This window comes from Actinosynnema sp. ALI-1.44 (assembly GCF_001984155.1).
Lineage (GTDB): Bacteria > Actinomycetota > Actinomycetes > Mycobacteriales > Pseudonocardiaceae > Kibdelosporangium.
Genome location: NZ_MTQO01000053.1, coordinates 403,515 through 426,352, shown reverse-complemented (window position 1 = coordinate 426,352; position 22,838 = coordinate 403,515). Strand labels below are relative to the sequence as shown.

Below are 22,838 nucleotides of genomic sequence, written 5' to 3'. Positions count from 1 at the left end.
GTAACCCCCGTTACCTTCAGCCGCATGACAGGCTTGGGGCTGATCCTCGGCATCCTCTGCGTGGTGCTGACCGCGGTCGCGATCGTCATGACGACCATGACGGTGCGGCGCATGCTGGCCACGATCCGGCTGGGCCAGCCGGACTCCACGCGCAACGGCCCATTCGGCAGGCGCATGGCCGTGATGGTCAAAGAGGTCCTCGGGCACACCCGGATGCTCAAGTGGAGCCACATCGGGGTGCTGCACTGGTTCGTCATGGCCGGGTTCGGCGGGCTGATCCTGAGCGTCGTCGCCGCGTACGGCGAGGTGTTCGTGCCCAGCTGGGACCTGCCGTGGATCGGGCACTGGGGCCCGTACAACCTGTTCGTCGAACTGCTGGGGCTGGCCACGGTCCTCGGCATCCTCGGCCTGATCTACATCAGGCAGAGCAACCACCCCCGGTTCAAGGGCCGCTCGTCGCGGTTCACCGGGTCCCGGATGGGACGCGCGTACTTCGTCGAGGCGATCGTGCTGGTCGAAGGCCTCGGCGTGATGGGCATCCGAGCCGCCAAGTACGCCGCCGGCTACTTCGACGTGCCGACGTGGTCCGCGCCGATCTCGAAGCTGATCGGCTCGGTGCTGCCCGCCGAGCCCGCGCTGGTCTCGATCTTCGCCGCGATGAAGATCTTCTCCGCGATGGTCTGGCTGATCGTGATCTCGCTGAACCAGACCATGGGTGTGGCGTGGCACCGCTTCACCGCGTTCTTCAACATCTACTTCAAGCGCGAGGAAGGCACCGCGCTCGGCAAGCTCAAGCCGATGATGAGCGGTGGCAAGCCGCTGGACTTCGAGGAGGCCGACCCGGAGAAGGACGTCTTCGGCGCCGGCAAGGTCGAGGACTTCTCCTGGAAGGGCTGGCTGGACTTCACCACGTGCACCGAGTGCGGGCGCTGCCAGTCCCAGTGCCCGGCATGGAACACCGAGAAGCCGTTGTCGCCCAAGTTGGTCATCACCCAGCTGCGCGACCACGCGTACGCCAAGGCGCCGTACCTGCTGGCGGGCGGCAAGCGTGACATGGCCGGTGACGAGATCGGCCTGGAGTCGCACGCGGGCATCGACGTGCTCGCACTGGCCGAGTCGGAGAAGGCGCTCGTCGGCGACGTCATCGACCCGGACGCGCTGTGGTCCTGCACGACCTGCGGCGCGTGCGTCGAGCAGTGCCCGGTGGACATCGAGCACGTCGACCACATCGTCGACATGCGCCGCTACCAGGTGCTGATCGAGTCGAACTTCCCGGCCGAGCTGAACGGGATGTTCAAGAACCTGGAGAACAAGGGCAACCCGTGGGGCCAGAACGCCAAGGACCGGTTGCAGTGGACCGAGGACCTGGACTTCGAGGTCCCGGTGTTCGACGGCAGCCAGGACTTCGAGTACCTGTTCTGGGTCGGCTGCGCGGGCGCGTTCGAGGACCGGGCGAAGAAGACCACCCGTGCGGTCGCCGAGTTGCTGCACATCGCGGGCGTGAAGTACGTGGTGCTCGGCTCGGAGGAAGCCTGCACCGGCGACCCGGCCCGGCGCGCGGGCAACGAGTTCCTGTTCCAGATGCTGGCGCAGCAGAACGTGGAAGTGCTCAACGGCGTCTTCGAGGACCGCAAGGTCAAGAAGATCGTGGCGACCTGCGCGCACTGCTTCAACACGCTGGGCAACGAATACCCGGAGCTCGGCGGCACGTTCGAGGTCGTGCACCACACGCAACTGCTCAACAAGCTGGTGCGCGAGCGCAAACTGGTGCCGGTCGCCCCCGTGGCGGAGGACGTCACGTACCACGACCCGTGCTACCTGGGCCGTCACAACAAGGTCTACGAGGCACCGCGTGAGCTGATCGAGTCCTCGGGCGTGTCCATGCGCGAGATGCCACGGCACGCCGACAAGTCCATGTGCTGCGGCGCCGGTGGCGCGCGGATGTGGATGGAGGAGCGGATCGGCAAGCGCATCAACGTGGCCCGCGTCGACGAGGCCCTCGGCACGGCTCCGACGAAGATCGCCACCGGTTGCCCGTTCTGCCGCGTGATGCTCAACGACGGCCTCACCCAGCGCAAGAGCGACGGCATGGCGGGCGAGCACGTCGAGGTCGTGGACGTGTCGCAGTTGTTGCTCACCGCCGTCAAGCGCGGCCAGCCCAAGCCGGAGCCCGAGCCGGAACCGGCTGAGGAGTCCCCCAGCCTCCGCTGACGGCCGGGTTGCCGTGCACGCCCAGGTCCCGACCGCCACACTGAGGGGCATGGCGCGCGAGACCAAAGAGGACAAACCGGGCGGCGAGAGCACGCTCACCGTCGTACTGGCACTCCTGGTCAACCTGGCGATCGCGATCATGAAGGCGATCGCCGGGTTGATCACCGGCTCGGCCGCGATGCTCGCCGAGGCCGCGCACTCGGTCGCCGACACGTTCACCGAAGCGTTGCTGCTCACCGCGTTGCGCACGTCCGCACGACCGGCCGACCGCACGCATCCCTTCGGCTACGGCAAGGAACGCTACTTCTGGTCGTTGCTCGCAGCCGTGTCGATCTTCGTATCCGGTGCGGTTTTCTCTTTCTACGAAGGCTTTTCGGCCATCTTCGGTGAGCCGGTCGAACAGGAGTCGCCGGTTGTCGCGTACGTCGTGCTGGCGTTGGCGTTCGCGCTGGAGTCGATCTCGTGGACGCAGGCCGTGCGCCAGACCCGCCGAGACGCCAGGGCCGAGAACCGCTCGTTGTCCGAATACCTGCGCCAGAGCGACGATCCGACGAGCAAGACCGTCCTGTTCGAGGACAGTGCCGCGCTGGTCGGCCTGCTCATCGCGTTCGCCGGGATCGGGTTGCACCAGCTCACCGGGTCACAACTGGCGGACGGCATCGCGTCGGTCATGATCGGCCTGCTGCTCGCGGCCGTGGCGTACCTGCTCAGCCGGACCAACCGGGGCCTGCTGATCGGCCGCCAGGCCGACCCCGTGCTGGTCAAGGCGGTGGGCATGCGGTTGCGCAAGACGCCGGAAGTCGAGGCGGTCGTCGACCTGCTGACGATGACCACCGGCACCGACAGCGTGCTGCTGTGCGCCCGGCTGGACTTCGACGACGAGCTGGGCGCGGCCGACCTCGAACGGGCGTGCGTCCGGATCGAGGCCGACCTGCGGGCGGAGTTCGCCGAACTGACCGAGATCTTCCTGGAACCCGTGCCGCGCAACGACCCTGTCCTGCGCGCCAAGGTTCTGGCGCGCTACGGCAGGGAACTGCACGGTTGAGCTGCTCCACCTCAGCCCAGCGGAAGCGCGCCCATGATGTGCTCGTAGGTCACCTTGCGCGCGCCTTCGGTGTCGCCCCGGCGCAGCGCGTCGATGATCAGCTCGTGCTGGCTGATCGACTCGGCGTGGCTGCGGTTCACGCGCGGGCCGCCGTGCAGCGCCTGCCACAGCAGCCGCATCAGCGACAGCAGCAGCGGGCTGTGCGAGTACTCGTAGAGCGTGAAGTGGAACTCCCGGTTGAGCTCGGGGTAGAGCGGGTCGTTCTCGGCGAGTCCGCGCATCCGCTCGTTCAGGTCGGTCAGCCTGGCGATCCCGGCCTCGTCGATCTTCGGTGCGGCCAGCGCCGCGCCGAGCGACTCCAGCGCCGCGCGGATCTGGAAGTTCTCCTCGGTCGAGCCGGAGTCGGCCTCGACGACGGTGAACCCCCGGTGGGCGTCGCCGACCACCAGCCCTTCGGACTCCAGCCTGCGCATCGCCTCGCGGACCGGCGTCTGGCTGACGTGGAACCGCGCGGCGAGATCGCGTTGTCTGAGCTGCTTGCCCGCGGGCAGTTCACCGGTGATGATCAACTCACGGATCAGCGCGACCACCATGTCGGTCTTGCTGACGTAGTTCAACGCCGGTTGTACGGACTCTGTCATGTCCCCTCCTCGATCAGACCGCGCACCCGCTCCGCGGTCATCGGCAACCGCCCCACCGGACCGGTGAGGCTCAGCGCGTCCCTGATCGCCCCCGCGATCGACGCGCCCGCCGCGGTCACTCCGCCTTCACCGGCTCCCTTCACCCCAAGGGGATTGCCCGGTGCCGGAGCGTCCTGGGCCACCAGGATGTCGACGTGCGGCAACTCCGCCGCCGTCGGCATCCGGTAGTCCATGAACGTCACCGCCTGTGGTTGTCCGGCATCGTCGTACCGGAACTCCTCCAGCAAAGCGCCACCAACCCCCTGTGCGACACCACCGAGTAGCTGACCTTCGACCAATGTCGGGTTGATCGCCCTGCCGACTTCGTACGCCACCAGGTAGCGCAACACCTTCACGTGACCCGTCCCGGTGTCCACGTCCACCAGCGCGAAGTGCACACCGTACGGATAGGTCATGTGCTCGACCTCGAACCTGCGTCGCGCGGACAGCCCTGCGGGTTCGTCGTCGCGCAGATGCGGACTGCCTGGTCGGGCGGCCTTCGCGACCTCGGCGTACGACACACTGGTGCCCGGCGCGCCCTTGACGCCGATCGCGCCCGCGGTGACATCGAGGTCGTCCTCGGACACCTCCAGCATCCGGGCAGCCAACTGGATCGCGCGTTCCCGTACCGCCAAGGCGGCCTTGTGCACCGCACTGCCACCGACGACTGTGGACCGCGACGCCCATGACCCACCACCGAACGGCTGCAGCACCGTGTCGCCGTTGACCACGGTCACCACCGCCGGGTCCACGGTCAGCGCGTCCGCCGTGACCTGCGCCAGCACGGTCTCGATGCCTTGACCGAGCGAGGTTCCGCCGGAGTGCACGCGGACCTCGCCGGACGTGCCGACCACGACGTCCGCGGTCTCCTGTGGCCCGAGGCCGCTCTTCTCCAGGAACACCGCGACGCCGAGACCTGCGGTGTGCCCGCGTGCCCGCAGCGATTCCAGCTGGGACTGGTAACCGAGGCGGTCGGCTTCGACCACCGCCTTGTCCAGCAGGCCGACGTAGTCGCCCGAGTCGAGCACGACGTCCGTGCCGAGGGTGCTCATCGCCCTGGTGTGCGGCAGTTCGTCCGCGGTGAGCAGGTTCCTGCGCCTCAGTTCCACGCGGTCGACGCCCATCCGGTCCGCCGCGACGTCGAACAGCTGCTCACGGACCGAGGTTCCCTCGAATCGGCCCGGCGCGCGATAGGTACCGCACGGAGTCTTGTTGGTCAGCATGACGCGGATGCGCCCGTGGAACGCCGGGACGCGGTACGGGCCCGGCAGCATCGCCAACGTCAGCTCGGGCACGATGATCCCGTGCGTCCTGGCGTACGCGCCGTTGTCGTGCAGCACGTCGTCCTTCAGCCCGAGCAGCGTCCCGTTCTCGTCGAACGCCGCCGAGATGACGTGGTGCTGCTGGCGGGAGTGGTTGACCGCGACGAGGTGTTCGGCCCGGTCCTCCACCCACTTGACCGGGCGGCGCAGTTTCCGGGCCAGCCATCCGACCAGGAAGTCCTCCGGGTAGAACTCGCCGCGCACGCCGAAGCCGCCGCCGGTGTCCATGGCGTGCACGTGGATCAGGTGTTCGTCGATGCCGAGCATGCCCGCGAGCACGTCCCGGTTGAACACCGGAACCTTGGTCATGCCGAAGATCTGCAACGCCCCTGTTGCCGGGTCCACGTCGGCGAGCAACGCCCGCGGCTCCAACGGGACCGCGCTGTGCCTGCCGATGTCGAACTCGATCCCGACGACGTGCGCTGCCTGGGCGAACGCGCTCGCCACGTCGCCGTAGCCCAGTTCGAACTCCGCGGCCAGCGTGCCCGCTGCGGTGTCCACTGTGACTGGTAGCTCGTCGATCTCGACCTCGACGCGCTCGGCGATGTCCTCGGCCTCGTACGGATCGTCCGCGATCACCACGGCAACGGGCTCCCCGACGTACCGGACCTCCCCAGCTGCGAGAACCGGTTGCAGGTGATCGGTCAGGTCGATGCCCTGCACGTTGAGGCGGACCGGGATGCGCACGCCCGGCGGCAGGTCCTCAGCCGTGACGACACTGCCGCTGGCAGCGTTTCCAGGTTTCCTGACCGACACCAGCCTGCCGTGGGCGATCGGCGAACGAACCACGCGCATCCACACCTGGCCAGCCCGGTCCTGGTCGTCGCAGAACCGGCCGAGACCGCGCAGCAGGCGGGAATCCTCCTTGCGCGGCAGGCGCTCGCCGATCGCCGTCATCCCGCGCGCTCCTCGGCGACCTGCCGGACCGCGTCGACTATCCCCTGGTAGCCGGTGCACCGGCAGAGGTTGGCCGCCATCACCTCACGGACCTCCGACTCGTCCGGCACACCGTCCTGTTCGGACAGATAGGCCTCGGCGAGCATCAGGAACCCCGGCGTGCAGAACCCGCACTGCAGCCCGTGGCAGCGGCTGAACGCTTTCTGCAGGTCGGAGAGCTCGTCACCGTCGGCGAGGCCTTCGACCGTGCGGACTTCGCAGCCGTCCGCCTGTACACCGAAGATCAGGCAGGCCCGTACCGGCTGACCGTCGAGCAGAACCGTGCAGGCACCGCAGATGCCGTGCTCACAGCCGACGTGCGTACCGGTGTAGCCCAGGTCGTGCCGCAGCACGTCGGCGAGCGTGCGCCGGGACTCGACCACGATCTCGTGCTCGGTGCCGTTGACCGTGAGTGCGATCAGGTGGATGTCCTTCATGACAGCACGTCCTCCGGCATGACGGGAATGTGGTCGAACTCGACACCGCGGTGCGCCAACGCGTCATTGATCGCGTTGAGCACGGCGGCGGGCGCACCGATCGTCCCGCCTTCGCCCATCCCTTTGGAACCGTTCTCGGAGAACGGCGATGGCGTTTCCAGGTGGTGGATCTCGATCGGGCAGATCTCGGTCGCCGTCGGTACCAGGTAGTCCATCAGAGTCGCGCTCGTCGGCTGTCCTTCTTGGTCGAACGTGATCCGTTCGTAGAGCGCGGCCGCTATCCCCTGCGCGACACCGCCGCGCACTTGGCCGTCGACTACCAACGGGTTGATGATGACCCCACAGTCTTCCACGACCAAGAACTTCCGCGCACGGATGTCCCCGGTTTCCGGGTCGACGGAAACGAGTGTTGCGTGACACGCATTCGAGAACGTTCCCGGCGGGTCCGCGCTTTCCCGCGCCTCCAGACCGTAGCGGCATTCCTCGGGCAGCCGGTGTGTTTGGAAATGCACCACCCGAGCCAGCTCGGCGATGGGCAGCGACACGTCCGGCACCCCGCGCACACCGGCCCGGCCGTCCGCGAGCTCGACGTCGTCCTCGCCGACCTCCAGCAGGTGCGCGGCCACTTTTCGAAGTCTGCCCGCGACCGCGTCCGCGGCCTTGCGGGCCGCGCCGCCGCCGATCACGATCGAGCGGCTGCCGAACGTGCCCCACCCGTACGAGGTCAGATCGGTATCGCCTTGCCGAAGTCGCACTTGGTCCGGGTGAATCCCCAGTTGGTCTGCGACGATTTGCGCGAATGTCGTTTCGTGTCCCTGCCCGTGACCACATGTCCCGGTAGTCACGACAACCTCGCCGGACGGGTCCATTCGGACGTGCGCGGTGTCGTATCCGGGCGTCATCCGCATTCTGCGCTGCGACATCGTCGGCGTGCCGTACGCGGTTCGCTCGGAGAAACAGGAGAAACCGATTCCGGCGAGAAGTCCTTGCTCACGCAACCGGTCGCGTTCGGTATACCACCCGGCCTCCGTGATTTTCTTCTCGGTCAGGTCGAGGGATTCCAGATAACTGCCCTCGTCGTACGTGATGGTGTTGACGCCGGTGTACGGGAACTCACCCGGCAAGATCATGTTCCGGCGGCGGATCTCGATCGGGTCGACGCCGAGCCGGGCAGCCGCCTTCTCCATCAACCGTTCCATGACCAGCACGATCTGCGGCCTGGACACACCGCGATAGGGCGCGGTCGGCGCCTTGTTCGTGGCCAGCCCGCGGCCACGTGCCCGGTAGGCGGGGACCTTGTAGATCCCGGGCAACTCGGTCGCGGCCATCAACGGCTCGACCGCGCACGTGAACGGGAAGACCGAGTAGGCGCCGATGTCGCACGTGATGTCCGCGGCCAGGCCGAGAATCCGGCCGTCGGCGTCGAACGCGGCCGTGACGTCGTAACGCTGTTCGTGGCCGTGCACCGACGCGGTCAGGTTCTCCTGCCGGTCCTCCACCCAGATCACCGGACGGCGCAGGCGCATGGCGGCTGCGGCCAGCACCACCTCTTCCCGGCTGACCACGCACTTCTGGCCGAACCCGCCACCGACGTCCGGCGCGATCACCCGCACCGAGCGTTCTGGAATACCCAGTGCCTGCGCGATTCCGGACCGGCACTGGTGCGGCACCTGTGTGGACGTGTGCACGACGACCTGGCTGTCGCGATCGTCCCATTCGGCCATGGTCGCGCGGCCTTCCATGGGCTGAGCGGAAACCCGTGCGCTGGTGAACGTCGCCTCGATGGTCAGCCGGGCGTCGGCGAAGATCGCGTCGAGCCCGGGATCGTCGAACAGCACGAGGTCGACCAGGCAGTTCCTCGTTCCACTGTGGACTTCAGCGTCGGCGGCGAGCGCGGCGGCGATGTCCAGCACGACCGGCCCGGTCGCCCACTCGACCTCAACCGCCTCCACGCCGTCCTCGGCCGCGTAGGCGTCCTCGGCGATCACGACGGCGACCGGTTCGCCGACGAAACGGACCCGGTCACCCGACAGCATCGGCATCTCCGTCGGGGTGAACTCGTCGCGTTCCAGCACCGCCCGCAGGAACGGGTCACCGAGATCGGCGCCGGTCAGCACGTCCAGCACGCCGTCGACCCGCTTGGCCGCGCTGACGTCGATCGACTTGATCGTCGCGGATGCGTACGGACTACGGACGAATCCGGCGTGCAGCGTGTCCGCGCGTGCCATGTCGGCGACGAAGCGACCGCGCCCCAGTAGCATCCGGCGGTCTTCCTTGCGGGGAACGCGTGCCCCGACCCACGCCGTCATGCCGCCGCCTCGGCGAGCGCGCGAGCCACAAGCGCAGCCGTGAGTTTCTTGCGGTACGCGCTGCTGCCGTGCCCATCCGACGGCGGATCGACCTGCGCCGCAGCCACTTCGCCCGCCGCACGCCACGTTTCCTCGTTCGCCGGTTGACCGGCCAAGTCCGCGTCGACGACCACAGGTTGCTGACCGACGCCGCCGAGCACGACGCGGGACGTGAGCACCTCGTCTTCGGTCAGGTCAAGCCGTGCGCTCGCGGCGACGATCGCGAAGTCGCCCTGCCGCTGGGAGTACTCGGTCAGCGCCGCGTGCGGTGCCGGTTTCGGGAACCGGACCTCGACGATCATCTCGTCCGGCTGCGCGGCGGTCATGAAGAAACCTTGGAAGAACTCGGTCGCCGGGACCTCGCGGCGACCACGCGGTCCTTGCAGGACGATCCGGGCCTCGAGCAGAACTGCCAGCACGCACCATTCGGCGGTGGAGTCGCCGTGGGCGATGCTGCCGCCGAACGTGCCGCGACAGCGGATGGGGTAGTGGCCGATCCACCGCGCTGCTTTCGACAGCACGCCGAAACCGTCGATCTTCGCGGTCTCGACGGTTCGGTGCCTGGTCAGCGCGCCGACGCGAAGGCCTTGTGCGTCCCGTTCCAGGTAGTCGAGGCCAGCGATCCTGGTGATGTCCACCAGCGCGCTCGGCCTCGCCAGCCGGAAGTTCATCATCGCGACGAGGCTCTGCCCGCCGGCCAGGATCTTCGCGTCCTGGCCGAGTTCGGCCAGCTGCGCGATCGTGTCGTTCACGTCGTAGGCGCGGTGGTAGGTGAACGCCGCCGGCTTCACAGGGCCCCTTCCGGCACGTTTGGTATACCATATTTCAACATAAGCCTCGTCCCCGAGCGATCATCTGACGTCGGACCCCATTCTCGTGGTTGTGGTCGGAGTTGGGACTCCCGAAGCGAGGACGACGAAGGGGCGGCACTGGTGGCGTTCCTCGCGTCGCCAAGGGCTAGCGTCATCAACGGCGCACACATCCCCGTCGACGGCGGGCAAGGCACTGATGGATACCTGAAATGAAGCTGACCCACGAAGTCCACATCGCGCAGGATCCGGCGAAGGTGTTCGCGACGCTGCTCGACGTCGAGCGAGTGGCCGGATGCATGCCGGGGAGCAAACTGACCGGCCGCGCCGACGACTCCACTTATACCGGCGAAGTAAAGGTGAAGGTAGGGCCGCTGGGCGTCTCCTACGCGGGGACGGTGAAGTTCCTGTCGGTCGACCAGGCGGCGCGCACAGCGGTCCTGAAGGCGTCCGGCCGGGAACAGCACGGCCAGGGCAACGCGGACGCACACGTGACCGCCCGTGTGCTGCCCGACGGCGACGGCTCGAAGGTCTCGATCGAAACGGACCTGATGATCCGGGGCAAGGTGGCGCAGTTCGGGCGCGGCGTGATCGGCGAGGTGTCGCAGCGGCTGATCGACGAGTTCGCGCACAACGTGGAGAAGTCCTTCGACAACCCCGCCGCGGTGACGTCGGCGACTCCGGAGGCGCTCGACGGCGCGGCACTGATAGTGGTGCCGCTGTTGAAGAAGTACGCCCCGGTCGCGGCCGGTGTGGCGCTGGGCCTGCTCGCGGGCCTGGGCATGCGCAGGAAGCGAGTGATCGAAATAGTCATCCGGACGCAGTAATATCGGGACTATGGTCCCAGTAGTTCTGGTCCACGGCATTCGCTGCCACGCGGGCGCCTGGATCTCGTACGAGTTCGGGCACCGGGTGGACTTACCCGGCCACGGTGCCCGCCTCAGCGACGCGTTCACGATGGACGCCGCCGTCGCGGTGGTCGCCGATGCGATCGACGCACTGGGCGGGCGCGCGTTGGTAGTCGGCCACTCCCTGGGCGGTTACGTCTCCATGGCGACCGCCGCGACCCACCCGTCCCGTGTGGCCGGTCTGGTCGTCGCGGGCTCGACCACTGTGCCCGACCGCTTCGCCACGGCGCCTTTCCTTGCGATGCACAGTGTTCTGACTCGCTTGCCCGACGGTGGGGAACGCTTCAGCCGTCGGATGTTCCGTGCCACTCTGCCGCCGGACGTCGTCGCGGCCCTGGGCGCCGGTCCCATCGCGACACCCGCGATCCCGTCCGTCGTAACCGCTTTGCGCTCGTTCGACCCGTTGCGTGCGGTGGCCCAGTACCCCGGCCCCACGTGGTTCATCAACGGCGGCCACGACCATCTCCGCTACCACGAACGCAAGTTCCTCGCCGCCGCCCAGGACGGCCGCCTGGTCGTGATTCCCGGGACCGGCCACTACCTGCCGATGACGCACCCGGAGATCTTCAGCCGGCACGTCCGGGACGCGGCCGTGATCGTCGGTGCCCGCAGGTAGTCCGGGCTGGGCACGTCGGTCAGAGCTTCATGTCGGCGAGACCGACGATCTGCCCCAACTGGTCGAGGGTGAGCAGGTGGTGTGGCGTGGTCGGCGGAGTGGTGGACTTGCCGTGCTCGCCGACAGCCTTGCTGGAAGCGTTGGAGGTCGAGGCGTAAACGCTTGTGCCGTCGGGCAGTTTCGTGTCCGCCATGAGGATGACCTCGCCCGCAGTGCCAAAGGGGACAGTGGTGAGCTGGACCGAGCGACCGCCGAAATCACGTTGCACACAGGTGTTGGGCGCGGCACAGGACGGTCGCACATCGCGGGAGCCGGGTCCCGTGGGTGGCGCGGAAGGGTCGTGCATTTGGACCATGACGAACATGGTGCCTTCGTTGCCTTGCTTGTCGACGACGTCGGTGGCGGCTTCGTAGCGGTCACGACTCAGCTTGAACGTCAGTGGCGCCGACGGCCAGTCAGGAACCGGGCGCAACGTGAGGTCCGTCGGCACGATGCGACTCGCCGCCAGCGCGTTGGTGAGGCGCTGCTCGACGGCCGTGGGCGGCTTCGCCGGTTTCGAAGTCGTGGTCGCCGCTCCCGGGGGCTTGGGCGGGGCGGCCACCTGCAACTGCTCCGGCTCACCCCGGCCGAGGAAGAAGGTGGAGCTCAGCAGGACAGCGCCCGCGGCGAGCGCGGTCCCACCCGCGGTGACGGCACGCCTGCGCAACAGGCGGCGACGGCCGCTCCTGATCACCTCGTCGCGGTCGACGCGGACGGGCGGTTCGGCGTCGAACGCCGTGGCCAAAGTCTGTTTGATGTCGTTCATCGCCGTTCCTCGAGTTTCGGGTTCCCGAGAAGGTCGCGCAGCGAGGCAAGGCCCTTCGCCGTCTGGCTCTTCACGGTGCCTTCGGTCCGACCGACGAGCCGGGCGACCTCGGTCACACTGAGGTCCTCCCAGAACCGCAGAACCAGGATCGTGCGCTGCCCGACGGGCAACGCGGCCAACGCCCGCCGAACATCGAAATCCGGAGCGGAAGCCGACACAGACGTGTCCGGCACATCGGCAACAGCACGTTCCCGCCGGAAGAAGCCACGCCGCCCCTCGTCAATGGCGGCCCGAACCAGCACCTTCCTGACATACGCGTCGACAGTGTCAGCACGCCGAACCCGCGGCCAGACCACATAGAGCTTGGCCAAGCTCGTCTGCACGATGTCTTCCGCCCGATGCCAATCCCCGCACAACAGGTACGCCGTGCGTCGCATCAGGAGAGCACGCGCGTCCACGTACTCACCGAAGTCACGATCACGATCCAACGGTCCCTCCTCGGTCGCCGCTTAGTACGGACGCACCCGTCCCAGCGGTTGCCCGCAGACGCGAAGAGATCCCGAAAAGCCGGAAGGGCCGCCTCCCGCTCCGGGGAGACAGCCCTTCTGACCTGCTAAAACCTGAGTTGAGCGGATGACGGGAATCGAACCCGCGTATTCAGCTTGGGAAGCTGATGTTCTACCATTGAACTACATCCGCGAACGCCTGACCGAGCATACACAACATCGGCTGCGGGGCGCAGCTAGGGTGTTGGCGTGCTGCTGAGTGATCGTGATCTGACCAAGGAGCTGGAGTCGGGACGGCTGGGCGTCGAGCCCTACGACCCGGCGATGTTGCAGCCTTCGAGCATCGATGTGCGTCTTGACCGGTTCTTCCGGGTGTTCGTCAACACCAAGTACACGCACATCGACCCGGCGCAGCAGCAGGATGAGCTGACGTCACTGGTCGAGCAGGAGGGCGACGACCCGTTCGTGCTGCATCCCGGCGAGTTCGTGCTGGGGTCGACCTACGAGTTGGTCACGTTGCCCGACGATCTCGCCGGGCGTCTCGAGGGCAAGTCGTCCCTCGGCCGTCTCGGGCTGCTGACTCATTCCACCGCGGGCTTCATCGACCCCGGGTTCTCCGGGCACATCACGCTTGAGCTGTCCAACGTCGCCAATCTGCCGATCACGTTGTGGCCGGGTATGAAGATCGGGCAGCTCTGCCTGTTCCGGCTGTCCAGTGCCGCCGAGTTCCCGTACGGGTCGAAGAAGGCCGGGTCTCGTTACCAGGGTCAGCGGGGGCCGACGCCGTCAAGGGCTTACCTGAACTTCCACCGGGTGGATACAAGGCGGGACACAAGCGGGTGAAGTAGTGGCTGAGGTGGTGTCCGTGACGGCGTTCGCTGACAAACTCGGCTGGTATGCGCCTTGTGCTGGTCGGGCTGATGTTGTTGGCAGGCTTGACAGCCGGTGCGCGCGCCGCTGAGTTTCAGCCGTTCTCGCCGACGTACACGAAGATCCTCAACGGCGATTTTCTTGTTGTTGGCAACAGTTCTGTGCGTTGTCCGGTGGCTGCGGACAACGCACCGGCGACGGGTGACGGCAACTCGCCGCAGGCCTGTGCCGACGCGGCCAACCGCGGCAACAACCGGGTGAACGACAACTTCTTCATGCAGTGGTCGGACGTGGACAGCGACCCGGCCACGTTCAACTCCAGCACGGCGACGCCGGAGCTGCCCGCTTGGTCGAAAGTGGAGTACGCCCGGCTGAGCTGGGGCGGGAACACCGGTGTGTTCGCGGACTCGACCGTGCGGATGTGCCAGTCCCGTGAGTCCCAGGTGCCCGCGGTCCTGCCGGACGGGGCCCCGAACCGGTCGGTCAAGCTCACCGTCGGGGCCAAGACGACCGAGGTGGCGCCCGCGACGTTCCGGACCGACCCGCCGGGGACGTTCCGGGGGTCGAGTCAGCTCTACACCGCTTCCGCCGACGTGACGGCCGCGTTCACGACCGGCGCGACTGTTGTGACAGTCGCGAACGTGTGGACCCCCAAGGGTTTCGGCTGCGTGGGCGGCTGGTCGATCACCCTCGTGTACAGCCATCCGGGCGCGGGCAAACGCCATGTGATGGTGTTCGACGGGCATGTCCGGCAGAACCCCGGTGACGAGACAACTACGTTGCGGGTCAACGGTTTCCGCGCCGCCACCGCGTCGACCAGGATCGGCCTGACCGCGTACGAGGGCGACTGGGGCATCGGCGGCGACCGGTTCCTGGTGAACGGCACCGGCCGGACCGACAACTTCTTTGTCTCCCAGGCCGAAGGCGACTCGAACAACTTCAGCGTGGACGCACGGACCCTCGACGTCCCGGTCGACGTGGGCGCGACCACGCTGGACCTCGGTTTCACCACCACTGGTGACAGCTACCTGGCGCAGGGCGTCGTGGTGTCCGTCGCGGTCCCGGCGCTCCAGGTGTCGGTGACCTCGGACAAACCCGCGGTGCACCCCGGCGACCAGGTCACGTTCACGAGCACGGTGACGAACTCCGGTGGCGTGCCGGTCCGTGACGTTCGGGTGGTCCAGACGACGAAGCCGGGCCGGGACGCGCCGGGTGACTGCGCGAAGATCGCGGCGTTGGAGCCGGGCCAGTCCCAGGCTGTGACGTGTCAGCTCACCGCGCCGTCCGACGACTTCACCCACACCGTCGCGGTCACAGCGTCCACCTCGATCGGTGAGGTGGACGGTGGCGCGTCCGTACCGGTCGAAGTGCTCAACCCGGCGGTCCAACTCACCAAGCAGGCCGACAAGCCCGCGTACAGGGACGGCGACACCGTCACCTTCACCATCAAGGTCGACAACGCGGGTGACACGCCACTCGCCGGGATCGAGGTCGTCGACGCCAAGACCCCGGACTGCACCCGGAAGCTCACCGAACCCACGACGTACACCTGCACCGCGACGGCACCTGTGCCGGACAACGTGAACGTGGCCGAGGTCAGCGCGGCCGACCGGCTCGGCAAGCGTGTCGCCGCCACGGCTCAGGCGCCGGTCAAGGTGATCCACCCGAACATCCAGGTCACCAAGGACGTCACGCCGAGCGTGGTGCGGCAGGGCGACACAGTCACGTTCAAGATCACGGTGAAGAACACCGGTGACACGCAGCTGTCCGCGGTCGCCGTGGCCGATGACCTTCCCGGCTGTGGCAAGCAGGTCGGCGAGCTCGGTGCGGGAGATGCCCAGACCTATACGTGTACGCAGGTCGCTGGGGCATCAAGCACCACAACCAAGGCAACCGTGACCGGCACGGATATCACCACGCGCACGGTGACTGCGGCCGACGACGCCTCCTACACGGTCATCCACCCGGGTGTCTCGATCGCGTTGACCACTGCGGGCCCGTACAAGCCGGGGGACACGGTGACGTTCGCCGTCAGCGTCCGCAACACCGGCGACGTTCCGCTGACCGAAGTCACGGTCACGGACGCCGTCGCGCCCGACTGTGCCCGGACGCTCGGGGAGCTCAAGGACCAAGTCGACTACACGTGCACGATGACCGCGCCTGCGGACGATGTCACCACCGTGGCCACAGTCACGGGTAGAGCGTCCGTTGGACCGCTTGTGAGCGGTGTGGGCGTGGGGTTCGTGGACGTCCAGCACTAATGCGGCAGGTCGTCCTGCCGCATGAGCCGGTGAACGGGCGGCAGGGCGGCGCGGCGCTCGTCGGTCAGGCCGTCGATGATCGTGGCGATGCCCACCATGGTCGCCCCGCATTCGGCGATCATCGACTGGGCGGCCGCGGCCTGGCTGCCGGTCTCGATCCAGTCGTCGACGAGCAACACCCGGTCGCCCGGCCCGAGCGAGTCGCGCTGCAGGAGGAGTTCGGTCTCGTTGCCCCGGTAGTCCGCGGCGGTCACGTGTCGCACCTTCGGCCCGGGGAAGAGCGCACCCCGTTTCCTGATCGCCGTGAAGCCGACGCCCATCGCGACGGCGACCGCACCGCCGAGCAGGAAGCCGCGCGACTCGATGCCCGCGACGGTCGTCACACCGACCCCCTGGTACGGCTCGGCCAGCGCGGCCACGACTTGACGAAGTGCGGACGGATCGCGGAAGACGGTCCACACGTCGGTGTGGCCGTCGATCCGCCGAATCTGGGAGAGCACGACGGCCATCATCGACTACCGGTGATCGCGCCTGCGCGACGTGTCACAGCGGGGATTTTGTTCGCCAGCCAGCCGAAGTGAATTGTCACCAAGATCTCAGGTGGAAAGAAGCAACTTCGGCGGAATGATGACCAATGGTATGTCAATCACCCTCGAACGGTAAAAACAAAAAGTAACCGCCGTGGCACTGAATGCGACGGCGGTTACTGTGAGCTGACAATCACCGGCGAGGGTTAACCCGCAGTGGTTACCACGACCGGGCGGTTTGTGGCGCCGACGACCTTGTTGCGTCCGCTTTCCTTGGCCACGTACACCGCCGCGTCCGCAGCGGCAAGTACCTCGTCGAGGGTCTGACCAGCCTCGGGGTACGCGGCCACGCCGATCGACGCGGTCCGTTCGGTGATCACGACCGGCTTGCCCTCGTTGTTCTGCGTGCTGACCACGAGCTCGGTGATCAGGTGGCGGAGCCGTTCGGCCGCGATGACCGCCTCGAGCTCCGACGAACCGCCGAGCAGGACCACGAACTCCTCGCCGCCGAACCGGCCGACGAGGTCGTGCGACCTGGTCTCGCGCTTGAGCATGTCCGCCAGCGCGATCAGCATGTCGTCCCCGGCCAGGTGGCCGTGGGTGTCGTTGATCTTCTTGAAGAAGTCGAGGTCGATCATCAGCACGCTGAACTCGCCGCCGGTGCGGCCGGCCCGCGAGACCTCCTGGTTGCCCTGGTGGTGCCACGCGGTGGCGTTGAGCAGGCCGGTCTTCTGGTCCTTGGACGCCAGGTCCTCGAGCTGCTTGGCCAGCACCGAACGCTGCAGCACGAACATCGGCACGAACGTGATCAGCGCCATCAGCGGCTGGTTGATCAATGCGATGACCATCATGCCGCCGATGCACAGGGTGGCCAGGTCGAGCAGGTTGTCGTCCCAGGTGCCGACGATGCGCTTGACGCTCGCCTTCTCCGGCGCGGCCAGATACAGACCGCCACCGGTGATCGCGGTGTTGACCAGGAAGTACATCGCCCCCGCGACGCACACCGCCGCCGCAGCCACCTCGGTCCCACTCGCCAGCGGGTTCGCGCCGAAGAACGCGTGGGTGACCCAACTGGCCACGAAACAAGTCAGGGTTACCGTTGTGCCGTTCGTCACAGTACGGTGCGCGGCCGCGTGCTGGATCCCCGACCAGCTGCGGATCCCCAGGTGCAGGTAGAACGTGACAGCCAGCGCGGCGATCAACTGGGGCGGCAGCAGCAGGATGGCGGGCAGCATCCAGACCGACGTCATGCTGACGTGCGGCGTGACGTTGAGTGAACGACGGGCCCGCTCGATCTTGCGGCTCATCTCGGCCTGCAGTACCCCCAGTACCGCGAGCACGCCGAACATGAGCATCTGCTTGCCGCTGACCGGCACGAACACGAGTGCGGCGACCGCCAGCGCCAGTGTCAGCGCCTCGGTCGTGAGGGTGTAGACGACCCAGCGTCGGGGTCGCTCCCACAACGCCCAGTCACGGACAGGCGCCCATAGTCGCCTCGCCGGTTCCCCTGTCGTAGTCATCTCGTCCCCCAAAACCCCTCATTGTCGCGCTAGGCGAACTACCCGTTTACAGACAGTTTCCACCGGATAGCAGGCTGACGACAAGGGCCATAGGTGTGTATTTTCTGGTAGTCAGCAAAGTGAAAGGTGAGCACCTAATGGCCAGCACCAAGGAACAGTGATGTCTCCGCGCCAGGCCTCCACCTGCCGCGTCTGACCGCCACACCCACTGAAACGTCAGCAACGATATTCCGTGGGTGTGGTTTCACTGAGATACCCACCGCTCCGGGTCCTTCCGGATGCTTCGGCGCCATGCGATCGCCAGCGGGACCGCCGCGAGCAGTCCGGCGGTCCCGAAGGCGGCGACCGTGGTCTGCGGCGTTGTCATGTCCGTGACGACACCTCCAATCAGGGGCGAGACGCCGAGCACGGTCGTCAGGCCGGTGTTCGACAGGCCCATCACCTGCGCCCGGCTCGAGTCTGGCACGTTGAGCGAGAGCGACGCTGTGGCCTGCATCAACGCCACAGTACCTATGCCCCCCGACACTACGAAAATGACCAGCGAGACGACGAGCCCCGGCTGCAGGAAACACAGCAACAGGGGGACCGCCGCCGCCAGGGACAACAGGCCGGGCAGGCGCGGGCGGACCGACGCGGGAACCCAACGGGTGTAGATGAACGCGCCCAAAACGCTGCCCAAAGGGTCACTCGCGAAGATCAGCCCGGTGGCGAGACCGCCACCGCCGAACACCTGCGCGTAGGGCGCGGCGATGCCCTCGTAGACCGGCAGCAACCCCATCAGCCACGTGATCAGCAGCAACGTCCGCAGGCCGGGGTCGGCGAACACGACCTTGCTGCCCTTGCTGATCGAGCCGAAGAACGACGGCCGGTGCCGGGGGTTGGCCGCAGGCGGACGCTGGTGCATGCCCGCGCGCAGGATCACGGCGGACAGCACGAACGTGCCGGCGTCGATCACCAGTGCGATCCGCGGGTCGATCTGGGAGATCAGCACACCGCCGCCGAAGAAGCCCAGCATCTGGCCGGCCTGGGTGGTGATGTTGCGGATGGCCATCCCGGTGATGAACCGGTCGCCCTTGAGGATGTCCGGCAGGGTCGCCAACTGGGAGGCCTTGAACAGCGGGTTGAGCAGCGTCGCCGACGCGACCAGCACGCACATCGCCCAGAAGGGCATTCCCGGTACGGCGACGAGCAGGATCAGCGCGGCCCTGATCAGGTCCGCGGTGATCATCACGTTCCGCCGGGAGAACCGGTCGGCGAGGCCGGTCAGCAGGACGCCGCCGAGCAGGGACGGGGCGAAGGTCAGCGCGTAGGTCAAGCCGGTCAGCGTCGCCGAGCCCGTCTGCTTGAAGACCAGGACCGACAGCGCGACCCTCGCCATCTGGTCGCCGACGATCGAGAAGATCTCGGCGAACCACAGCGCCCGAAACTCAGCTACGGCGAACACGTCGCGGAACGTGACTCGCCCCGGTGCTTCCGTCACTCACCGACCCCTTATGTACGCCCCGCCGGTTACCGACTGACGGGACCTTAGATGCTTGCCGTCACGAGTCAATCACAAAGCGTCAGACGGTAGGTCCGGCGTGTCGCCGTGTTGCCCTGTTCGTGAGATTGACTCGGGAAATCGGCTCACGGTTCCACGTCCGATCGGTCATCCACCACGGCCGTTCGGATCGATCCGGACGACGACGCCGGGAAGGTCGACCACAACGGCGTTCAGCTCGCCGCGGGTCCTCGCGCCCATGGCCGTACCGAGCCGATCCGCGAACCCGTCGACGTCGATCAGCCCTCTGGCCAGCGCCTTGTTCAGCAGGCCGGCAACGTGCTCCCGCTCGGCATCGGAAACCCGCAGATCACGGGGGTCCACTTCGCCGTGCGGCCGCGCAGGCACCCTCGCGTCATCCGCCACGGCCTCACGGTAGTGGACCGCTCCACCAGCCGGAACGCCGCGCCGGACGCGCCCGATCCACTTTGGACCATTCGTCAGTGCCGCCGCTGGTCCATCCGGTCCAACGCAGCGGTGTGGGCGGACACAGCGGCGCTGCCCGCCCACACGGCGTTGCCAATCGGGTTGGCAACTTGTTGCTTTACTTCACCGCCGCCACTTCGGGGGCGGGGTCCGCGTCGAGCGCGTCGATCAGCTCGTCGCGCCGGGTGGTGCGCTCCGGGAAGAACAGTCCACCCAGGACATAGACAACGGTCGACGTGAGGATTGGATACGCGACCAGCGCCTCCTTGGACACCGCGACATCGCTCTTCTGGAAGATGAACAGCACGGCCCAGACGCCGAGGCCGAGCAGCACGGCCGACAGCGCGGCGCGCGGGCCGGAGCGGCGGAACCACGGCAGCAGGCCGAGGATGAGCGGGATGCCGATCACTCCGACGGTCGCCGCGACCACGTCGACCACGATCTTGATCACCACACCGGTGCCGCTCGTGCCGATCGCGATCAGCATGCTGGCCGCGATGAACAGAAACGTGGTGACGCGGGCGAGTTGGAGCTGGGCGGCCTCGCCGAGCCGGGTGATGCCCTTCCAGATCCTCGGCAGCATGTCGCGGGTGATCACCGCGGAGATCACGTTGGCGTCCGAGGACACCATCGCCATGGTGTGCGAGAAGAACCCGGCGAGCACCAGTCCGACCAGCCCGGCGGGCAGCATCTGGACGCCCATGGCCACGTACGCGTCGTCGGCGTTGCCGAGGCCGGGCACGATCAACGGCGCGGCCCACATCGGCAGGAACAGCACCAGCGGCCAGACCAGCCACAACACGCTGGACAGGGCGGCGGAGCGGCGTGCGGCAGACCCGTCCGGCGCGGCCATGTAGCGCTGCGCCAGGTTCCACATGCCGCCGTTGTACTCGAGCGTCTTGATCAGGAAGAGCGCGAGGAAGAACGTGACCGTGTACGGCCCGGCCAGCGGCTGGCTGTGCTGCGCGGGCAGCTGCCCCCACATGTCCCAGATCCACGAGATGCCGCCGAAGTGGGCGATCACCGCGCCGAACATGGCGAACCCGGCGACGGCCTGGATGATGAACTGGCCGAAGTCGGTGAGCGCGTCCGCCCACAGTCCGCCGATCACCGAGTAGACCATGGTGACCGCACCGATCAACACTATTCCCCACGTGATCGGCACGCCGGCGAACCCGCGCAGCAGCACGGCGACCGCCGCCCACTTGGCCGCGATGTCCACGACCTTGAGCAGTGAGCCGGACCACGCGAGCACCTGCTGCGTCGGCACGTTGTAGCGCTTGGCCAGGTACTCCAGCGGCGAGGCCACGTTGTACTTGGACCTGAGCCGGTTCCAGCGCGGCGCGAACAGCCACGCGCCGACGCCGACACCGACGCCGATCGTCAGCGCCCACCAGATGTAGACGGTCAGCCCGTACTTGTACGCCTCACCGGCGAACGCCACGAACATGACCGCGCTGTAGCCGGACATGTGGTGCGAGATCCCGGAGAGCCACCACGGCATCTTGCCGCCCGCGGTGAAGAAGTCACTCGTGTTGGCGACCTTGGCCTTCGACCAGACGCCGATGGCCACCATCACGAAGAAGTACCCGACAACGACTACCCAGTCCAGAGTGCCCATCGCACCTCCAACGTCGACCAAGCGCGCGGCGGCTTGTGACGTACGTCTTACGGACGCGTGACATCGGAGGGGAAGGTCTCGGCCACAACTGAGTCACATTCGTGACTCGGTTTCATGTAGATGAATCGTCAGCCTTGCGCAGGGTTCCCATTGCCCGGTCCACCTCCCAAAACGCCCGCAGCGACCGGATCAAACCGTCCGGACCGACCCGGTAGACGAACACGCCCTGGGTGGCCAGGCGCATGCCACCAGGCAGGAAGGCGTGGATCGTGCCCACGTTGGCGACCTCGTCGCCCGCGGCGAACGAGTCGTCGATGTCGAACTCGAACCGCTCCACACTGGCGACTGTCTTGTCCCAGAACGCCCGGATCCCGTCGTGGCCGTGGTGCCCCAGGCCGGTCGGGTCGATCATCGACACCCCGACCGGGTCCTCGATCACCGCGTCGGGCGCGAACAGCGCCACCCATTCGTCCTTCGCGCCCCGGCTTACCGCGCTCATCGAGCGGCGGGACGCGGTGCGGGCCGGGTGCTCGGTCTCGGTCGCCTTCCAGGTCACAGCGGTCATCCCAGTCCCTTTCAGAGCTTGTGCACGATCTCGTCGGCGAAGCGCTTCATGCCGTCCTGCTTCGCGGCCAGGTCGCCGTCCATGCCGACGCCGTAGAACACCCACGGCGCCACCAGTACGTCCGTGACACCGATGTCCGCCTGCTGGCGGTAGCCGTCGACGCCGAACCGGTCGACGCAGACGGACTGGATCTCGAAGGGCTCGTCGGTCCGCCCGTACTCGGCTCGCAGTTGGCTGAGCCGGTCGACGACGGCCTTCAGGTCGTCGAACTTGATCATCGCCGAGGTCCAGCCGTCGCCGACGCGCGCGGCCCGGCGCAGGCCGCGCTCGGTGTGCCCGCCGACGTAGATCGGGACGGGTTCGGTCGGTGCCGGGCTCATCCGCAGCTTGTCGAAGTCGAAGTAGGTCCCGTGGTACTCGACCATCCCGCCGCCGAGGACCAGTTTCAGCACGTCAATGGCCTCGTCGACACGGGCACCGCGGTTGTCGAAGGGCGCGCCGCACCACTCGAACTCCTCCGGCGTCCAGCCGATGCCCACCCCCAGCCCGAACCGGTTGCCGGTCAGGCAGGCGACCGACTGCACCTGACGAGCGAGCAGCAGCGGGTTGCGCGGACCGAGTTTCAGAACCTGCGTGTAGAACCTGATCTCATCAGTGACGGCACCCATCGCCGCAGCGGCGACCAACGGGTCCACCCAGGGCGTCTCCTCGGTCCAGAACCGAGATCCGTCCGGTGTGTACGGATAGTCCGCCGACACCTTCTCGGAGTAGAAAATCGAGTCTGGCAGTGCGATCGCCGAGTATCCGCACTCCTGTGCGGTACGCGCCAGCTCGGTCAGCTGGTCGAGCGGACTCAATGCGATGGCGACCGTGAACTTCATCGGA

At 67.3% G+C, this 22,838-nt stretch carries 20 protein-coding genes and 1 tRNA gene; 6 read left to right on the top strand and 15 right to left on the bottom strand.

Features of this window, described 5'->3' with window-relative positions; all coding sequences use genetic code 11:
• The first annotated feature begins 24 nt into the window (after positions 1-24).
• Together ALI144C_RS43900 and ALI144C_RS43895 are read left to right on the top strand one after the other, a co-directional pair.
• Positions 25-2,211: a (Fe-S)-binding protein gene (locus tag ALI144C_RS43900; RefSeq protein WP_076993185.1), complete on the top strand. Its 2,187-nt coding sequence runs from the start codon at positions 25-27 to the stop codon at positions 2,209-2,211.
• Between the two features lie 49 nt (positions 2,212-2,260).
• Positions 2,261-3,256 carry a cation diffusion facilitator family transporter gene (locus ALI144C_RS43895; RefSeq protein ID WP_076993722.1) on the top strand — a complete coding sequence of 332 codons (996 nt, stop codon included), beginning with the start codon at positions 2,261-2,263 and terminating at the stop codon, positions 3,254-3,256.
• A gap of 11 nt (positions 3,257-3,267) precedes the next feature.
• Here the strand turns inward: ALI144C_RS43895 and ALI144C_RS43890 are convergent, their stop codons facing one another.
• Genes ALI144C_RS43890 through ALI144C_RS43870 form a run of 5 tightly spaced genes read right to left on the bottom strand, consistent with a single transcriptional unit; the run spans position 3,268 to position 9,770 of the window.
• Positions 3,268-3,897, bottom strand: coding sequence for a GntR family transcriptional regulator (locus ALI144C_RS43890; protein ID WP_076993184.1), 630 nt, complete (start codon positions 3,895-3,897; stop codon positions 3,268-3,270).
• Complete coding sequence (locus ALI144C_RS43885; protein WP_076993183.1) at positions 3,894-6,155, bottom strand: xanthine dehydrogenase family protein molybdopterin-binding subunit; 2,262 nt, start codon at positions 6,153-6,155, stop codon at positions 3,894-3,896. The genes ALI144C_RS43890 and ALI144C_RS43885 overlap by 4 nt, the downstream gene beginning before the upstream one ends.
• Positions 6,152-6,631, bottom strand: coding sequence for a (2Fe-2S)-binding protein (locus ALI144C_RS43880; protein ID WP_076993182.1), 480 nt, complete (start codon positions 6,629-6,631; stop codon positions 6,152-6,154). Before ALI144C_RS43880 ends, ALI144C_RS43885 begins: the two co-directional genes overlap by 4 nt.
• Complete coding sequence (locus ALI144C_RS43875) at positions 6,628-8,940, bottom strand: xanthine dehydrogenase family protein molybdopterin-binding subunit (protein ID WP_076993181.1); 2,313 nt, start codon at positions 8,938-8,940, stop codon at positions 6,628-6,630. Before ALI144C_RS43875 ends, ALI144C_RS43880 begins: the two co-directional genes overlap by 4 nt.
• Positions 8,937-9,770, bottom strand: coding sequence for an FAD binding domain-containing protein (locus tag ALI144C_RS43870; protein ID WP_076993180.1), 834 nt, complete (start codon positions 9,768-9,770; stop codon positions 8,937-8,939). The genes ALI144C_RS43875 and ALI144C_RS43870 overlap by 4 nt, the downstream gene beginning before the upstream one ends.
• Positions 9,771-10,000: 230 nt before the next feature.
• On the opposite strand from ALI144C_RS43870, the gene ALI144C_RS43865 reads away from it, so the two are divergent.
• Positions 10,001-10,615 (top strand): SRPBCC family protein, encoded by a 615-nt coding sequence (locus tag ALI144C_RS43865; RefSeq protein WP_076993179.1) that lies wholly within the window; start codon positions 10,001-10,003, stop codon positions 10,613-10,615.
• A 10-nt stretch (positions 10,616-10,625) separates the two neighbouring features.
• The gene (locus ALI144C_RS43860; RefSeq protein ID WP_076993178.1) at positions 10,626-11,312 is read left to right on the top strand and encodes an alpha/beta fold hydrolase; all 687 of its coding nucleotides are present in this window, start codon (positions 10,626-10,628) and stop codon (positions 11,310-11,312) included.
• Between the two features lie 19 nt (positions 11,313-11,331).
• Here ALI144C_RS43860 and ALI144C_RS43855 read toward each other — a convergent pair whose 3' ends face one another.
• From ALI144C_RS43855 to ALI144C_RS43845, 3 genes are all read right to left on the bottom strand, one after another.
• Positions 11,332-12,117, bottom strand: coding sequence for a hypothetical protein (locus ALI144C_RS43855; protein ID WP_076993177.1), 786 nt, complete (start codon positions 12,115-12,117; stop codon positions 11,332-11,334).
• Positions 12,114-12,605 (bottom strand): SigE family RNA polymerase sigma factor, encoded by a 492-nt coding sequence (locus ALI144C_RS43850; protein WP_076993176.1) that lies wholly within the window; start codon positions 12,603-12,605, stop codon positions 12,114-12,116. The genes ALI144C_RS43855 and ALI144C_RS43850 overlap by 4 nt, the downstream gene beginning before the upstream one ends.
• Before the next feature lie 140 nt (positions 12,606-12,745).
• Positions 12,746-12,816, bottom strand: a tRNA-Gly gene (locus ALI144C_RS43845).
• A 56-nt stretch (positions 12,817-12,872) separates the two neighbouring features.
• Here ALI144C_RS43845 and dcd point away from each other — a divergent pair.
• Positions 12,873-13,466 carry a dCTP deaminase gene (gene dcd, locus ALI144C_RS43840; RefSeq protein ID WP_076993175.1) on the top strand — a complete coding sequence of 198 codons (594 nt, stop codon included), beginning with the start codon at positions 12,873-12,875 and terminating at the stop codon, positions 13,464-13,466.
• A 53-nt stretch (positions 13,467-13,519) separates the two neighbouring features.
• Positions 13,520-15,754 (top strand): DUF7507 domain-containing protein, encoded by a 2,235-nt coding sequence (locus ALI144C_RS43835; protein ID WP_076993174.1) that lies wholly within the window; start codon positions 13,520-13,522, stop codon positions 15,752-15,754.
• On the opposite strand, the gene ALI144C_RS43830 is transcribed toward ALI144C_RS43835, so the two are convergent.
• The 7 genes from ALI144C_RS43830 to ALI144C_RS43800 all read right to left on the bottom strand — a co-directional run bounded on the left by ALI144C_RS43830 (position 15,751) and on the right by ALI144C_RS43800 (position 22,834).
• Positions 15,751-16,263: a phosphoribosyltransferase family protein gene (locus ALI144C_RS43830; protein ID WP_237774640.1), complete on the bottom strand. Its 513-nt coding sequence runs from the start codon at positions 16,261-16,263 to the stop codon at positions 15,751-15,753. The two genes, ALI144C_RS43835 and ALI144C_RS43830, sit on opposite strands and share 4 nt — an antisense overlap.
• A 224-nt stretch (positions 16,264-16,487) precedes the next feature.
• On the bottom strand, positions 16,488-17,801 hold the full coding sequence (locus tag ALI144C_RS43825) for a sensor domain-containing diguanylate cyclase (protein WP_083753919.1): 1,314 nt from the start codon (positions 17,799-17,801) through the stop codon (positions 16,488-16,490).
• A gap of 244 nt (positions 17,802-18,045) precedes the next feature.
• Positions 18,046-19,281, bottom strand: coding sequence for an MFS transporter (locus tag ALI144C_RS43820; RefSeq protein ID WP_143231219.1), 1,236 nt, complete (start codon positions 19,279-19,281; stop codon positions 18,046-18,048).
• Between the two features lie 168 nt (positions 19,282-19,449).
• On the bottom strand, positions 19,450-19,707 hold the full coding sequence (locus ALI144C_RS43815; protein ID WP_076993172.1) for a DUF1707 SHOCT-like domain-containing protein: 258 nt from the start codon (positions 19,705-19,707) through the stop codon (positions 19,450-19,452).
• A 178-nt stretch (positions 19,708-19,885) separates the two neighbouring features.
• On the bottom strand, positions 19,886-21,388 hold the full coding sequence (locus tag ALI144C_RS43810; RefSeq protein WP_076993171.1) for a sodium:solute symporter family protein: 1,503 nt from the start codon (positions 21,386-21,388) through the stop codon (positions 19,886-19,888).
• Between the two features lie 112 nt (positions 21,389-21,500).
• Positions 21,501-21,953 (bottom strand): nuclear transport factor 2 family protein, encoded by a 453-nt coding sequence (locus ALI144C_RS43805; protein WP_076993170.1) that lies wholly within the window; start codon positions 21,951-21,953, stop codon positions 21,501-21,503.
• An 11-nt stretch (positions 21,954-21,964) separates the two neighbouring features.
• A complete protein-coding gene (locus ALI144C_RS43800) occupies positions 21,965-22,834 on the bottom strand; it encodes a TIGR03619 family F420-dependent LLM class oxidoreductase (protein WP_076993169.1) in 870 nt (289 codons plus the stop codon).
• Positions 22,835-22,838 lie beyond the last annotated feature (4 nt).

Bases quoted from the DNA above. Each gene is read 5' to 3' on its own strand.
- ALI144C_RS43885 (WP_076993183.1), bottom strand. From the start codon at position 6,155: ATGACGGCGATCGGCGAGCGCCTGCCGCGCAAGGAGGATTCCCGCCTG.
- ALI144C_RS43895 (WP_076993722.1), top strand. From the start codon at position 2,261: ATGGCGCGCGAGACCAAAGAGGACAAACCGGGCGGCGAGAGCACGCTC.
- ALI144C_RS43860 (WP_076993178.1), top strand. From the start codon at position 10,626: ATGGTCCCAGTAGTTCTGGTCCACGGCATTCGCTGCCACGCGGGCGCC.
- ALI144C_RS43805 (WP_076993170.1), bottom strand. From the start codon at position 21,953: ATGACCGCTGTGACCTGGAAGGCGACCGAGACCGAGCACCCGGCCCGC.
- ALI144C_RS43880 (WP_076993182.1), bottom strand. From the start codon at position 6,631: ATGAAGGACATCCACCTGATCGCACTCACGGTCAACGGCACCGAGCAC.
- ALI144C_RS43855 (WP_076993177.1), bottom strand. From the start codon at position 12,117: ATGAACGACATCAAACAGACTTTGGCCACGGCGTTCGACGCCGAACCG.
- ALI144C_RS43825 (WP_083753919.1), bottom strand. From the start codon at position 17,801: ATGACTACGACAGGGGAACCGGCGAGGCGACTATGGGCGCCTGTCCGT.
- ALI144C_RS43835 (WP_076993174.1), top strand. From the start codon at position 13,520: ATGCGCCTTGTGCTGGTCGGGCTGATGTTGTTGGCAGGCTTGACAGCC.
- ALI144C_RS43875 (WP_076993181.1), bottom strand. From the start codon at position 8,940: ATGACGGCGTGGGTCGGGGCACGCGTTCCCCGCAAGGAAGACCGCCGG.
- ALI144C_RS43810 (WP_076993171.1), bottom strand. From the start codon at position 21,388: ATGGGCACTCTGGACTGGGTAGTCGTTGTCGGGTACTTCTTCGTGATG.
- ALI144C_RS43830 (WP_237774640.1), bottom strand. From the start codon at position 16,263: ATGGCCGTCGTGCTCTCCCAGATTCGGCGGATCGACGGCCACACCGAC.
- ALI144C_RS43865 (WP_076993179.1), top strand. From the start codon at position 10,001: ATGAAGCTGACCCACGAAGTCCACATCGCGCAGGATCCGGCGAAGGTG.
- ALI144C_RS43900 (WP_076993185.1), top strand. From the start codon at position 25: ATGACAGGCTTGGGGCTGATCCTCGGCATCCTCTGCGTGGTGCTGACC.
- ALI144C_RS43890 (WP_076993184.1), bottom strand. From the start codon at position 3,897: ATGACAGAGTCCGTACAACCGGCGTTGAACTACGTCAGCAAGACCGAC.
- ALI144C_RS43800 (WP_076993169.1), bottom strand. From the start codon at position 22,834: ATGAAGTTCACGGTCGCCATCGCATTGAGTCCGCTCGACCAGCTGACC.